The following is a 14,072-nucleotide window of genomic DNA, read 5'->3' on the forward strand; positions in this document are numbered from 1 at the left end:
GCGAAGCGCTGACGGAGGGGCTATTACGCCAACGTCGCGGCCCCTCCACCACTCGCTGCGCGAGCGGTCCCCCTCCCCATGGCTAGGCCACAGGGAGGATATTTCAGCGCCGTAACGCCTCGGCGCAGCTGTTCACTTCGGCGTTGCGGCCATCGGGCGTGCGCGCGTCGACATGCGTCGCGACCGGGTTCGCGCCCGCGCGCGGCGCATAGAAATAGATGTCGAGGACGCAGCGCGACCCCGCGAACTGGAGCTTGCGCCCCGCGCCTTCGGTGACGTCGATCCGCGGCTTGCCGAACATCCGGCCCACCGCATCGACGCTGTTCCCGATCAGCGCATTGTTCTGAACCGGCCGGACGGCGGTCGGCGGCGGCGCGGAGGGTGGGATCGCGGCGGGGCGCGGAATCGCGGGGCCTGCGCAAGCGCCGAGCGTCAGTGCCAGGCCCGCAATGGCGGCCAGGCGGGGGTTGTCGATCATTCTTCTGTGTTCCCGAGGTGCAGCATGTGGACGGCCATAGCCGCGCTGAGCAAGGGGGCCAACAAATTGGCGACGGGCACGACGAAGCTTGCGGCGGACAGCAGGCCGAGCGGCCAGCGATCACTGCGGCCGAGGCGTGGGCGATCCGGATGGCGCGCGAGCGCCATCGCCTCCAGATCGCGGCCGAGCAGCAGCGCGTTGACGATCAGCGCGAGGACCGGCGTGCCGATTCCGGTGACGAGCAGCAGGATATAGAGCGGCAGCGCGAGCAGATTGCCGCCGACCAGCCGCCCGAGCGACGCCAGCGCAAGCCGGATGCTCTGCCCCCAGCCGACGTCGATCGCGCGCAACGCCGCGGCGGGATAATGGCGTCCCTCTACCTCGGCGACGAGGCCATCGGCGAACAGGCCGATGACGACGATCGCCACCGCGCGAAAGAGCAGCCAGCTTCCCGCGATCAGCGCAAGGATGACGAGCACGCTCGCCATGTCGCGCGTCGCGGCATCGAGCCAGCCCCATTCCGCCAGCGCCCAGCGCGCGCCGAAAAAGATCGCCGCGCCCGAAAGCGCGAGCAGCAGCAGCGTGAGCGCAAGGCTTTGCGCGAGAATGGCAAGCACACGCGGGCTGGAAAGGTCGCGGATCGCGAGCAGGAAAGCGTGGAGCGCGCGGGGCATCGCCGCTGGATGGTCGGCGCGGCCCTGTGCGTCAAGCGTTCCGCTTGCCTTGAGGCGCCCCGGTCCCTAAAGGCGCGCGCAGCTTTTCCCATTCAGAACAGGATTTTTCATGGCCGCCACCGCCCGTTTCGATGTCGTTGCCATCGGCAATGCGATCGTCGATGTTATCGCCCGCGCCGACGATGCGCTGATCGACGCCGAGGGGCTGACCAAGGGGTCGATGCGGCTGATCGACGGCGTCGAGGCCGAACGGCTCTATGCGGCGATGGGGCCGGCGATCGAAATGTCGGGCGGGTCGGCGGCGAACACGCTGGCGGGCATGGCGGCGCTGGGCGAACGCTGCGCCTTCATCGGTCAGGTCGCCGACGATCAGCTCGGCGCCGTGTTCACGCACGATCTGCGCGCGCTCGGCGTCGCTTATGAAACCCCCGCGCTGAAGGAAGGCGCGCCGACCGCGCGCTGCCTGATCCTCGTCACTCCCGACGGGCAGCGGACGATGAACACCTTTCTGGGCGCGAGCCATCTGCTCGACCAGGCGATGATCGACGAGACGTGGATCGCCGACGCCGAAATCCTCTATCTCGAAGGCTATTTGTGGGATCCGCCGCTGTCGCGCGCGGCGATGCGGCGCGCGATCGACGTGTCGCGCGCGGCAGGGCGCAAGGTCGCCTTCACCCTGTCCGACGCCTTCATCATCGATCGTCACGGTCCCGATTTCCGCGCGCTGATCGCCGAAGGGCTGTTCGACATCCTCTTTGCCAACGAGGTCGAGATCCGCGCGCTCGCCGAAACCGACGATTTCGAGGCCGCCGTCGCGAAGATCGCCCCGCAGGTTCCGTTGCTCGTCGTCACGCGCGGATCGCACGGCGCGCTGGCGATTCAGGGCGGCGTCCGCACCGAAGTTCCGGCCGAACCGATTGAAACGGTCGTCGATACGACGGGCGCGGGCGACCTGTTCGCGGCGGGGTTTCTCTCGGGCCTCGCCGACGGACGCTCGATCAAGGACTGCCTGACGATGGGCGCGGTGTGCGCGTGCGAAATCATCGCGCAGGTCGGGCCGCGCGCGCAGACCGACCTTCAGGCAAAGGTCGCCGCGCGGCTGGGCTAGGGTCCTGACCGTAGGAACTATCGTCGGGCTTTAAGCGTCCTATGCGCCAGACAGCATGGGAGAGTATCGAATGGCTGACGAAATTCACACCACCCGCGATCCCGACGGGACGACGCACACGACCACGGTGATCGACCGCGAACCGCGCCGCGGCGGCGGGATCGGCGTAGGGCTGATCTTTCTCGTCGTAGTACTGATCGCCGCCTTTTTTGCCTTTCAGTTCCTTTCGACCGAAAAGGCAGAAAGCGGCGCAATCACCGAAGCGGCGCAGCAGGTTGGCGATGCCGCGAAGGACGTCGGCGACGCGGCGCAGCGCGCGGTCGACTGACGCTCAACCGGCGGCGGGCGCCGCCGTCTCGGGGTGCTTCTTGAATAGCGCGCGGTCGGCGGGGCCGAAGCCGCGTGTCCAGATCAGCCAGGCATAGATGCCTAGGATCACGGGCACCCCGATCAGCAGTTCGGCCCACTCGGGAAGCCGGGTCGCGCCCCAGCCGAGCACCGCGGCGCCCGCCGTCGCCCACACGAGCGCCCAGCGCAGGCTGTTCACGGGCGCACCCAGAATATGCGCGAGCAGCCGCGCCTTGACGAGCGAGGCAAAACCGAGCGCCAACATCAGCGCGAGCGCGACCGCGGCGGCGTAATAGATCGGCGGCAGGCCCATCGACTGCGCGATCAGGATCAATGCGATGCTGAGTCCTGCCTGCAATGCGAGTGTCGCAATGCTGACGAGCAGGTTGCGGTGGCGCGCGACATAGACGAGCGCCGCTTCGCTCACGACCGCGGTCGCCGCGACCACTTCGGCGGCGAGCAGGAAGGCGAGCGCGGCGGCGCCGCTCACAAATTCGGGGCCGACGAGCCCCATCACCGCTTCGCCCGGAATGCCGAGTGCGAGCGCGACGCCGGCCTGCGCGGCGATGATCCAGAAACCGACCTGGCTGACTTGCGCCGCGACCGCTGCGAGCCGCTTTTCGGCGAGGTTGCGCGTGATCACGGGCCCCAGGATCGGCTCGAAGCTCGTTTTGAGCTTCTGCGGCAGCGAGGCGACCTGCTGTGCCATATAATAAATACCGTAGATCGTCGGCGAGGTGAACTGGCCAAGGATGAAGAGGTCGAGGCGGCGCGTGCCCCATTCGATCGCGTCGGCGGCGGCGAGCGGGGCGTTGCGCCGCGCCAGCGTGATGAGCTGCGCGGGGCGCGGGCGCCAGACGCCTGGCCCCCCATAATGGCGGATCATCGGGATGAGCGCGGTCAGGAAGGCGCCGAGCATCGCGGCGGCATAGGACAGCATCAATCCGTTGTCGGACGATACGAACCAGAATCCCGCCGCCGCGGCGCTGATCACCCAGGGTTCGACAATCGCGCGCGCGCGCACGGTGGCGCCGATGTCGAATTTATAGGCGCACGCCGCAAGCGCGATGTCGGTCCCGGCGATCACGAAGACGAGGCACGCCATCCAGCGGTCGATTTCGTTGATGTCGCCCGCCGGATACATGAGCTGCGGGAGCAAAAGGAGGAGCACCGATCCCGCGGCGGAGGCGAGGAAGGCGACGAACATGCCGTCCCAGACGACGGTGCGCTCGTCGGCGCCCGGCGCGCTTAGCTGTTCGGCGAGGCCGCGCTTGAGGCCGAGCGTTGCGAGCTGCGCGACAAGTTCGATGACGAGCACGGCAAAGGCGAATCGCCCGACCGCATCAGGCCCGTACCAGCGGCCCGCCACATACAGAAAGGGCAGGCGCGCGACGAGGCGGAGGATGAAGCCGAAAAAATTGGTGCGCCCGCCCTTGGCCAGCGCGGCGGTGTCGGCGTCCGGCGACGAGGCGCCGGGTAAAGGGGGCGCGGCTGCGCTGTCCGTCTGGCTCAAGCGTGCCGCCCCTTCTGCTGCGCCCCGGCAAGCATTCTAGCGCGGCGGGGAGGGGCAGGCAATCGATCGAAACGTGTCATTGCCCCTCGGGTCGCAGCGGGCGGCTGAGCAGCGCCTGAATGGCGTCGGCAACCTGCATTTCGCCCGCGACAAGGCGCGCGACGGTGTCGGTGATCGGCATGTCGACCCCATCGGCGCGCGCTGCGGCGGCGACGACCGGCGCGCTGAACGCGCCCTCGGCGATCGTCCGGCGGTCGGCCATCAGCGCGTCGACGGCTTCGCCGCGTCCGAGTCCCTGGCCGAGGGCGAAGTTACGCGAATTGGCGGAGGTGCAGGTGAGGACGAGGTCGCCGAGGCCCGCCAGACCCGCGAGCGTTTCGGCCTTGGCGCCGCGCGACAGGCCGAATCGCGTCATTTCGGCAAAGCCGCGGCTGATCAGCGCGGCGCGGGCGTTGAGGCCGAGCCCCGCGCCTTCGACGATGCCACAGGCGATCGCGAGGATATTCTTGACCGCGCCGCCGATCTCGGCGCCGATGACGTCGGTCGACACATAGGGTCGGAAATGCGGGCGCGCGAGCGCCTGCGCGAGGTCGGTGGCGAGCGCAGGATCGGCGGCGGCAAGGGTGATCGCGGTGGGCAGCCCGGCGGCGACCTCATGCGCAAAGGTCGGCCCCGACAGCACGGCGTGCGGGCGGCCGGGTGCCAGTTCGCGCGCCATGTCGACCGGAAAGGCAAAGCTGCCCGCTTCCATCCCCTTGCTGCAAAAGATCAGCGGTGCGTCGCCTGGCGGCAGCTCGGCCAGCACGGCGCGCAGATAGGGCACCGGCACGACAATCAACAGCGCGTCGCAATCGGCCATCGCCGCCAGTTCGGCGGTGGCGGTGAGCGAAGGCGACAGCTGCGCGCCCGGAAGAAAGGCCGGGTTGCGGTGTTCGGCGTTGATTGCGGCGACGACATCGGCCTCGCGCGCCCACAGGCGCACAGGCGCGCCGTCCGCCGCCAGCAGTTGCGCGAGCGCGGTGCCCCACGCGCCGCCACCGACGACGCCGAATCGCCTGTACGACGTCATGCTTTCACTCCCGCACCGCGCACCGTCTCTGCGTCCGGATCGAGCGGCCAGCGCGGCCGCGCCGCGGTGTCGAGCGGGTCGGTGAGCCCAGCGGCGAAGCGTTCGGCACCCGCCCAGGCGATCATCGCGCCATTGTCGGTGCACAGCCACAGCGGCGGGGCGACAAAGGGCTTGTCGAACCGCGCGGCGAGATCGGTGAGCGCCGCGCGGATCGCGCCGTTCGCGGCGACGCCGCCCGCGACGACGAACGCCGTCGCCTCGGGGCAGGCGGCGAGCGCGATGCGACTGCGATCGACGAGGCAGTCGACCACCGCCTGCTGGAACGATGCGGCGAGGTCGGGCACGGCGTGGTCGTCGCTCGCCGCGGCGCGCGCGACCGCGCTTTTCAGCCCGGCGAAAGAGAAATGCGGCTCGCCGCTGCCGACGAGCGGGCGCGGCAGCGGCACCGCGTGCGGATCGCCGTCCGCCGCGATGCGCTCGACCGCGGGGCCGCCGGGATAGCCGAGGCCGAGGAGCTTGGCCGTCTTGTCGAACGCCTCGCCCGCCGCATCGTCGATCGTGGTGGCGAGGCGGCGATAATCGCCGACGCCCTTTACCAGCAGCAGCTGGCAATGCCCGCCCGAGACGAGCAGCAGCAGATAGGGAAATTCAAGCGCCGGGTCGGCAAGGCGCGGGCTGAGCGCATGACCCTCCAGATGATTGACGGCGATCAGCGGCTTGCTCGCGGCGTGCGCGAGTGCCTTGCCGGTGACGAGCCCGACCATCACCCCGCCGATCAACCCCGGCCCGGCGGTCGCGGCAATCGCGTCGACATCGGCCAACTTCACCCCGGCATCGGCGAGCACGCCTTCGACGATCGGCGCGAGCCGGTCGACGTGTGCGCGCGCGGCGATTTCGGGAACGACGCCGCCATAGGGACGGTGCTCGGCCTCCTGCCCCGCGACGCGGTGCGCGAGGATGCGCCGGTTGCCGGTGACAAGCGCCGCTGCCGTTTCGTCGCAGCTCGATTCGAGGCCAAGGATCAGCGTCATTTTGTTGCGCGTCCTTTACCCGCCCCTTTATCACAAGGGCAAGCCGCGCTAGCAGCGGCCGGATGAACGAGCTTCCGACCCCCGACAAACCCCTCCGCATCGGCACGCGCGCCTCGCCGCTCGCGATGGCACAGGCGCATATGGCGGCGGCGGCGCTGATCGCGGCGCACGGGTTCGACATGGCGGCGCTCGAAATCGTGCCGATGACCGCGACGGGCGACCGGATTCAGGATCGCGCACTTGCTGAGGTCGGCGGCAAGGCGCTGTGGACGCGCGAACTCGATGCGGCGCTCGATGCCGGGACGATCGACGTGGCCGTGCATTCGCTCAAAGATGTCGAGACGCTGCGCGACGCGCGCTTTTTCCTTGCCGCAATGCTCGAGCGCGCCGATCCGCGCGACCGGCTGGTGGTGCGCGATGGGATTGCGGCGGGGACGATCGCGGAACTGCCCCATGGCGCCCGGCTGGGGACGAGCAGCCCGCGCCGCGCCGCGCAGGTGCGGCGGCTGCGCCCCGATCTCGAACCCGTACTGCTGCGCGGCAATGTCGCGACGCGGCTCGCAAAGCTCGCGGCGGGCGAGGCCGACGCGACCTTGCTCGCCGCGGCAGGGCTCGGACGGCTGGGGATGCACGACATTGGCGCGGTGCAGGCGGCCGAGCTGCTGCTTCCCGCCGCGTCGCAGGGCGCGATCGGGATCGAGTGCCGCGCCGACGACGCGGCTACGATCACCTTGCTGCGCGCGGTCGACCATGCACCGACGCATCAGGCCGTCGCGGCCGAGCGCGAACTGCTCGCGGCGCTTGGGGGCGACTGCCGCTCGCCCGTCGCGGCCCATGCGCATTGGCAGGCCGACGGTGCGCTCCGCCTCGACGCCGAGATATTCTTGGAGGATGGGGCAGAGCATGTCGCGGGGCACGTCATCGTCACCGATGCCGGGGTCGTCGCGGCGCTGGGCCGTCGCCTGCTGGCCGATGCACCCGCGAGCATCCGGCGCCTGTTCGCGACATGAGCGGCGGCGCGCCGCTGATCGTCACGCGCCCCGAACCCGGCAATGCGGCGACGGTCGCGCGCGCGCGGTCGCTGGGTTTTGATGTCCGTGCGATGCCGCTTTTTGCCGCGCGGCCGCTCGACTGGGTTCCGCCCGCCGCCGCCGATTTCGACGCGCTGCTGCTAACCAGCGCTTTTGCCGGGCGGCTTGCGGGGCCGGGGCTGGGCGCGCTCGCGACGCTTCCCGCCTATGCCGTCGGCACAGCGACCGCGGACTCGGCCGCGGCGGCGGGATTGACGGTAGCGATGACGGGCGCCGCCGATGCAAAGTGGCTTCTTGATGAAATGACGTCGCGGAATATCCAGCGAATCCTGTGGCTTTGCGGGCGCGAGCGGAGCGCGCCCGATGCCGGCGATGCGATCGTCACTGCGCTGCCCTGCTACGCCATCGATCCGGTCGATCCGCCTCCGGCATGGGACAATCTGATCGGGGCACCCGCGATATTGCTCGCGCATTCGGCGCGCGCGGCGGGGCGGCTTGCGGCGCTGGCAGCGGCCAATCGCGCGCATCTGTCGCTCGTCGCGATCAGCCCGGCGGTTGCGGCCGCGGCGGGCGAAGGCTGGCGCAACGTCGCCATTGCGGCACAACCGGGCGATGCCGCAATGTTGGCACAGGCACGTGCTTTGTGGCACAAGGGTATAAAATAGGGTCGTTCGAAAGAAACTTATGGCAATCGACAATATCGATACACCCTCGCCCGTGGGCGAGGCGGTCCCCGCGCGGGGACTGTCGTTTCGGGTTCTCGCGATCGGTGCCTTCCTGCTGCTTCTGATCGGAGTCGTCGTTGGCGGATGGGCCGTGAACCGCTGGCTGATCGAAGCGGGCGCACCGGCAACCAATATGGCCGGTGCATCGAAGACGGGCACCGGTCCGGTGCTGATGGCGTCCGACACCGCAAAGGCCGCTGCGGCCGGAGCGCCGCTGATCGTCGCGCGGGTCGATGGCGCCAACGCGCTGGCGGCGCGCGTTGCAGAGCTTGAACAGCGGCTGTCGCGCATCACGCTCCAGGCCGAATCGGCATCGGGAAATGCCTCGCGCGCCGAAGGGCTGCTTGTCGCCTTTGCGGTGCGCCGTGCACTCGATCGCGGACTGTCGCTCGGCTATCTCGATGCGCAGCTGCGCCTGCGCTTCGGCGACGACCAACCGAATGCGGTCAAGACGATCATCGACACCTCGCGCGATCCGGTGACGCTCGAACAATTGCGCGCCGGGCTCGACGCACTTGCGCCGCAGCTCGTCGGCCACAGCAGCCAAGCGGGCGGCAGTCTGTGGACCGGGCTGCGCCGCGAACTGGGCGAATTGTTCGTCGTGCGCGCTGCGGGCACGCAGTCGCCGCGGGCGTCCGAACGGCTCGATCGCGCGCGCCGCTATCTGGCGGCCGGACAGGCCGACAATGCGATTGCGGAGGTCGAGGCGATGCCGGGCGTCGATGTCGCGGGCGAATGGCTGATCAATGCGCGCCGTTATCACGAGGCGCGGCGCGCGCTTGACCTGATCGAGACCGCGGCGATATTGGAGCCGCGCGACAGTCCCACTGCCGCACTGGCCGACAAGGCGGCCGAATCGACCCCGTAGCGCGCAGTCCAAAGAGGCGGCGCGCGCATTAGGAAAGCCCGTCTCATGGCCCTCGCCGACCCGCAGCGTATCGAAGCGCTCGACCCGTTCGACCCCCTCGCGCTCGATGCGCAGTTGAGCGAGGAGGAGCGGATGATCCGCGACGCCGCGCGCGCCTACGCCGAGGGCGAGCTGCTGCCGCGCGTGACCTCGGCCTTCCTTGAGGAACGGTTCGACCGCGCGATCATGTCGGAGATGGGCCAGCTTGGCCTGCTCGGCGCGACGATCGACCCCGAATATGGCGGCGCGGGGCTCAATTACGTCTCCTACGGACTGATCGCGCGCGAGGTCGAGCGGATCGATTCGGGCTACCGTTCTGCCTGTTCGGTGCAGAGCAGCCTCGTGATCCATCCCATCAACGCCTATGGCAGCGAGGAGCAGAAGCGCAAATTTCTGCCCGGGCTGACCTCGGGCGAGCTTGTCGGCTGCTTCGGGCTGACCGAACCCGATGCGGGCAGCGATCCCGCGGGGATGCGCACGCGCGCCGAAAAGATTGCGGGCGGCTATCGCCTCAAGGGCGCGAAGATGTGGATCACCAATTCGCCGATCGCCGACGTCTTTGTCGTTTGGGCAAAGTCCGACGCGCACGACGGCGCGATCCGCGGCTTCGTGCTTGAAAAGGGGATGAAGGGCCTGTCGGCGCCCAAGATCGAGGGCAAGGTGTCCTTGCGCGCGTCGATCACCGGTGAGATCGTCATGGACAGCGTCGAGGTCGGCGAGGACGCGCTGCTCCCGCATGTGTCAGGGCTCAAAGGACCGTTCGGCTGCCTCAACCGCGCGCGCTACGGGATCGGCTGGGGCGCGATGGGCGCGGCCGAATTCTGTTACGAGGCGGCACGCAATTATACGCTCGAACGCAAACAGTTCGGGCGCCCGCTCGCGGCGAACCAGATCGTCCAGCTGAAGCTCGCGAACATGCTGACCGAAATCGCGCTCGGCACGCAGGCGGCGCTGCGCGTCGGCCGGCTGATCGACGAGGGGCATCTCGCGCCCGACATGATCAGCTTTTTGAAGCGCAACAATTGCGGCAAGGCGCTCGATATTGCGCGCGTTGCGCGCGATATGCACGGCGGCAACGGAATTTCGGCCGATTATCACGTTATCCGCCACGCAGTGAACCTCGAAACGGTCAACACCTATGAGGGCACGCACGACGTTCATGCGCTGATCCTCGGCCGCGCGATTACGGGCATTTCGGCCTTTGCCTAAACCGCTGGAGGGCATCCGCGTCGTCGAACTGGCGCGGGTGCTCGCGGGCCCATGGTGCGGGCAATTGCTCGCCGACCTCGGCGCCGAGGTGGTCAAGGTCGAGCGGCCGGGGGCGGGCGACGACACGCGCGAATGGGGCCCGCCCTTCGTCACCGGCGACGATGGCGAGAATCTTGGCGCGGCCTATTATCACAGCTGCAATCGCGGCAAGCGCAGCGTCGCGATCGATATTGCCAGCGCCGAAGGGCAGGCCGAGGTGCGCGCGCTGCTCGCCGATGCCGATGTCGTCATCGAAAATTACAAGGTCGGCGGACTCGTCAAATATGGCCTCGACCCGGCGCGGCTCCGCGCCGATTTCCCGCGGCTCGTCGTCTGTTCGATCACGGGCTTCGGACAGACCGGACCCTATGCGCACCGCGCGGGCTACGACTATATCGTTCAGGCGATGAGCGGCTTCATGTCGCTGACCGGCGAACCCGACGGGTCGCCGCAAAAGGCGGGCATCGCCTATGCCGACATTTTCACGGGCATGTATTCGGCGGTTGCTATTCTTTCGGCGTTAAGGCGTCGTGACGTCACCGGAAGCGGCGCACATATCGACATGGCGCTGCTCGATTCGCAGGTCGCGGTGCTCGCCAACCAGGCGGCCAATTATCTCGCAACCGGCGTCGCGCCGAAGCGGATGGGCAATGCCCATGCCAATGTTGTGCCCTATCAGGTCTTTGCGACCGCCGATGGGCAGCTGGTGATTGCGGTGGGCAACGACGCGCAATATCGCAAGCTCTGCCGCATATTGGGTGTGCCCGATTGGGGTGACGATCCGCGGTTCGCCACCAATGCGGCGCGGCTTGCGAACCGCGGCGAACTGATCCCGTTGCTCGCGGCCAGGATCGCCGCATGGGACGCGCAGCCCTTGTCGCTCGCGCTCGAGGCCGAGGGCGTGCCCGCGGGGCCGATCAACGATCTGGCGCAGGTGTTCGCCGACCCGCAGGTGATGGCCCGCGGGATGCGCTTTCGTCCCAACGGCGCGGCGATCGACGGTGTGGCAAGCCCGATCGTCATCGACGGCGAACGCATGGTCGCACCGGGCGGCGCGCCGGTGCTAAGGGGGTGAGCGAGGTCTGGAAGCGACTGACTGCAGCCAAAAGCTCCTCCCTGTGGCGAAGCCATGGGGAGGTGGCAGCGCGAAGCGCTGACGGAGGGGCCATGGCGCCGACGTCGCTGCCCCTCCACCACGCCCTTCGGGCGCGGTCCCCCTCCCCATGGCCTTCGGCCACAGGGAGGATTTAACGTCCGCTTCCCATCCCAAAGCTGACGTCAGCGAAACTGAAAAAAGCGCTGTCCCACATGGCCGCATCGCGCCAGCGTCGCCTTAACTCCAAAAAGCACCGCGCTGCGATACGACCATGCAGGGTCAAAAAAAAGGGCGCCGCAGCGGGCGCCCCTGTCCTGACTTCTGTTAAGGTCAGAATTTGACCGTGCCGGTGACGAAAACCTGCCGCGGATTGCCGTAGAAGACCGTCGCGACGCCTTCGAGGCCGAGCGACGGGGTCGGAAGGCCGCTGGCGTTGGTGACGGGCAGCCCGGTCGCCGGGTTGACGACGAGGAACTGATAACCCGATGTCTTGTACCGCTTGTCGAGGATGTTCTTGCCATGGACGCCGATCGAGTAACGATCGCCGCCGAAGCTGTAGACGAGGCTCGCATCCCACAGCGCATAACCCTTCTGGTCGAGATAGGGGCTGGGATATTCGAACTGCTGCGTCTTGCTGCGGTAGGAGAGGGTGGTCGAGAAGTTGACGTCACCGTCGCCGACCGGAACGAGCGCGCCCAGCGTGCCCGACGCGGTCCAGCTGGGCGTGTTCTGAATGTCGGTGATGTCGGACACGTCGGTGCCCAGATTGCCGATGAACTCGTCATACTGCGCGTCGATATAGCCGAGCGTGCCCTGGAAGCTCATCCGCGATCCGGCGCCCGCGAAATCATGCGCGAAGCGCGCCGAGGTTTCGAGCTCGACCCCCTTGAAGGTCGCCGAGGCGGCGTTGGTGGTGACGCCGGAGAATCCTTCGAAGATGCCGTCGTTGTTCGCATCAATGCCGACCGAACCCGGGATCTGGACATTCTTGTAATCGGCGTAGAAGCCGGTCAGCGCGAAATTGAGGTCGCCGTCCAGCGCCGACCCCTTGATGCCGGCTTCGTAGCTGTCGACCGTTTCGGGCTCGAACAGGAAGAAGTTGTAGATTTCCTGATAGGCGAAAACGCCGTCGTTATTGATGTCGATCGCGCGGACGTTCGCGCTGCCGCGCGGATCGAAGCCGCCGCCCTTGAAGCCCTTCGAATAGGAGGCATAGATCATCAGATCGTCGTGGACATCATAGGAGATGGAGGCGCGCGGCGTGAACTTCTTGAACCGTGCCTTGCCGTTGAAGTTGGTGATCGGCGCGCCAAGCGCGATGCCGGTTCCGCCGAATTCGGGGTCCGCGCCGTTCAAGCGATTTTGCTTGAAGACGAAGCTGTCGCGCCGGTCGACCGTGTAGCGCCCGCCCGCCGAAATGTGCAGGCGATCGGTCACGTCGAAGGTGAAGTCGCCGAACACCGACCAGGTGTCGGTGCGCACGTCGCCGATTGTCTGCTGCGCGAAGCCAGGCAGGCCGAGCAGCGTGCCGGTGGTGGCAAGGAGCACATCGAACTTGGTGTAAGCCTTGGCATCGAGATAGTAAAAGCCGACGAGGCCGTGCAGCCGGTCGCTGTCGTAGAGAAGCTGGAATTCCTGGCTAAGCTGTTCGTTGCGATAGACCGCGGGGACATCGACGTCGACCGCGGGCAGGCTGTCGAAATCGATCGGGGTGTAACTGGTGTCCTTGCGCCACGAGCTGATCGAGCGCAGCGTCAGATTGTCGGTGAGCTCGACCGCGACGTTCATCGCGAGGCCCCAGGCCTCGATGTCCTGCTTAGGATTGTTGAGGCCGGCGCGGGTGTCATAGACATCGTCGAGGACCGGCGCGCCGCTGGCGAGGCCGGGAATCAGGCGATGGCCGTTGCGCGGGTCCGATTTGTCGCGCGTATAATCGCCGGAGATGCGGATCAGCACCGGCGCGTCATAGCCGCCGAATTCGACGGTGCCCCGCCCGGCCCACACATCCTTGTTGTAATTTTCGACGCCCGGCACGGTCAGATTGTCGCCGAAACCGCCGCGCGACAGCCGCGCGACCGATCCGCCGACGCGCAGCATGTCGGAAAGCGGCGCGCTGACCGTCAGCACGCCTTCGGCCTGGTCATAGGTGCCGTACGTGGCGCGTGCCTTCAGGCTGAAGTCCTGCGGTAGCATCCGGGTGACATATTTGACCGCACCGCCGATCGTGTTGCGGCCATAAAGCGTGCCCTGCGGCCCGCGCAGCACCTCGATCCGCTCGACATCGTAAATGTCGAGGACTGCGGCCTGCGGCCGGTTGAGATACACATCGTCGAGATAGATGCCCACCCCGGCCTCGAATCCGGGGACGGGATCCTGCTGTCCGACGCCGCGGATGAAGGCGCTGAGCGTCGAATTGGTGCCGCGCGAGGTTTCGAGCGTCGTGTTGGGCGTGATATTCGACACGTCGGTGATGTCGAGCGCGCCGCGTGCTTCGAGCGCGTCGCCCGAAATGGCGGTCACCGAGACGGGAACATCCTGCAATCGTTCGTCGCGGCGGCGGGCGGTGACGATGATTTCATTGTCGCCGCTGTCGTCGGTCACGCCGGCAGCTTCGGCCGCAGCGTCCTGGGCAATAGCGGAAGGAGCGAAGGCGAGCGCAGCCGACAGCGTGCTCGTGGCAAGGATGGCGCGGCGCAGCGTGCGAGCGAAAGGACGCATGAAAGTCTCCCAATCACGGGTGACCCCTCGCCACCCCTGCTTTCGTTGAGCCTGGACTTGCCAAGCCGTGCCGCAGCCAATAATGAAAGATGAACCAAGTTTCAACTTGGAATATGTGCGGGTCGT

General features: G+C 67.6%; 13 protein-coding genes. 7 read left to right on the forward strand and 6 right to left on the reverse strand.

Features of this window, described 5'->3' with window-relative positions:
* Positions 1-103: 103 nt before the first annotated feature.
* On the reverse strand, positions 104-478 hold the full coding sequence (locus VSX77_RS07750; RefSeq protein ID WP_338427064.1) for a hypothetical protein: 375 nt from the start codon (positions 476-478) through the stop codon (positions 104-106).
* Positions 475-1,152 carry an EI24 domain-containing protein gene (locus VSX77_RS07755; RefSeq protein ID WP_338427065.1) on the reverse strand — a complete coding sequence of 226 codons (678 nt, stop codon included), beginning with the start codon at positions 1,150-1,152 and terminating at the stop codon, positions 475-477. Before VSX77_RS07755 ends, VSX77_RS07750 begins: the two co-directional genes overlap by 4 nt.
* Before the next feature lie 109 nt (positions 1,153-1,261).
* Between VSX77_RS07755 and VSX77_RS07760 the strand changes: the two genes are divergently transcribed.
* Positions 1,262-2,260, forward strand: a complete 999-nt coding sequence (locus VSX77_RS07760; protein WP_338427066.1) for an adenosine kinase — start codon at positions 1,262-1,264, stop codon at positions 2,258-2,260.
* Positions 2,261-2,330: 70 nt separating this feature from the next.
* Positions 2,331-2,588, forward strand: coding sequence for a hypothetical protein (locus VSX77_RS07765; protein WP_338427067.1), 258 nt, complete (start codon positions 2,331-2,333; stop codon positions 2,586-2,588).
* A gap of 3 nt (positions 2,589-2,591) precedes the next feature.
* Here the strand turns inward: VSX77_RS07765 and VSX77_RS07770 are convergent, their stop codons facing one another.
* From VSX77_RS07770 to tsaD, 3 genes are all read right to left on the reverse strand, one after another.
* Positions 2,592-4,121 carry a lipopolysaccharide biosynthesis protein gene (locus tag VSX77_RS07770; protein WP_338427068.1) on the reverse strand — a complete coding sequence of 510 codons (1,530 nt, stop codon included), beginning with the start codon at positions 4,119-4,121 and terminating at the stop codon, positions 2,592-2,594.
* Positions 4,122-4,197: 76 nt separating this feature from the next.
* A complete protein-coding gene (locus tag VSX77_RS07775; RefSeq protein ID WP_338427069.1) occupies positions 4,198-5,190 on the reverse strand; it encodes an NAD(P)H-dependent glycerol-3-phosphate dehydrogenase in 993 nt (330 codons plus the stop codon).
* Positions 5,187-6,221 carry a tRNA (adenosine(37)-N6)-threonylcarbamoyltransferase complex transferase subunit TsaD gene (gene tsaD / locus VSX77_RS07780; protein WP_338427070.1) on the reverse strand — a complete coding sequence of 345 codons (1,035 nt, stop codon included), beginning with the start codon at positions 6,219-6,221 and terminating at the stop codon, positions 5,187-5,189. Before tsaD ends, VSX77_RS07775 begins: the two co-directional genes overlap by 4 nt.
* A gap of 62 nt (positions 6,222-6,283) precedes the next feature.
* Between tsaD and hemC the strand changes: the two genes are divergently transcribed.
* The 5 genes from hemC to VSX77_RS07805 are packed head-to-tail and all read left to right on the forward strand — an operon-like array spanning position 6,284 to position 11,207.
* On the forward strand, positions 6,284-7,231 hold the full coding sequence (gene hemC / locus VSX77_RS07785; RefSeq protein ID WP_338427071.1) for a hydroxymethylbilane synthase: 948 nt from the start codon (positions 6,284-6,286) through the stop codon (positions 7,229-7,231).
* Positions 7,228-7,917 carry a uroporphyrinogen-III synthase gene (locus VSX77_RS07790; RefSeq protein ID WP_338427072.1) on the forward strand — a complete coding sequence of 230 codons (690 nt, stop codon included), beginning with the start codon at positions 7,228-7,230 and terminating at the stop codon, positions 7,915-7,917. The genes hemC and VSX77_RS07790 overlap by 4 nt, the downstream gene beginning before the upstream one ends.
* Before the next feature lie 19 nt (positions 7,918-7,936).
* A complete protein-coding gene (locus tag VSX77_RS07795) occupies positions 7,937-8,845 on the forward strand; it encodes a hypothetical protein (protein ID WP_338427073.1) in 909 nt (302 codons plus the stop codon).
* A 45-nt stretch (positions 8,846-8,890) separates the two neighbouring features.
* Positions 8,891-10,093, forward strand: coding sequence for an acyl-CoA dehydrogenase (locus VSX77_RS07800; RefSeq protein WP_338427074.1), 1,203 nt, complete (start codon positions 8,891-8,893; stop codon positions 10,091-10,093).
* Positions 10,086-11,207, forward strand: a complete 1,122-nt coding sequence (locus tag VSX77_RS07805; protein ID WP_338427075.1) for a CaiB/BaiF CoA transferase family protein — start codon at positions 10,086-10,088, stop codon at positions 11,205-11,207. The genes VSX77_RS07800 and VSX77_RS07805 overlap by 8 nt, the downstream gene beginning before the upstream one ends.
* 351 nt (positions 11,208-11,558) lie before the next feature.
* Here VSX77_RS07805 and VSX77_RS07810 read toward each other — a convergent pair whose 3' ends face one another.
* Positions 11,559-13,946 (reverse strand): TonB-dependent receptor, encoded by a 2,388-nt coding sequence (locus VSX77_RS07810; protein WP_338427076.1) that lies wholly within the window; start codon positions 13,944-13,946, stop codon positions 11,559-11,561.
* Positions 13,947-14,072 lie beyond the last annotated feature (126 nt).

The organism is Sphingopyxis sp. TUF1 (genome assembly GCF_036687315.1).
Classification (GTDB): Bacteria; Pseudomonadota; Alphaproteobacteria; order Sphingomonadales; family Sphingomonadaceae; genus Sphingopyxis; species Sphingopyxis kveilinensis.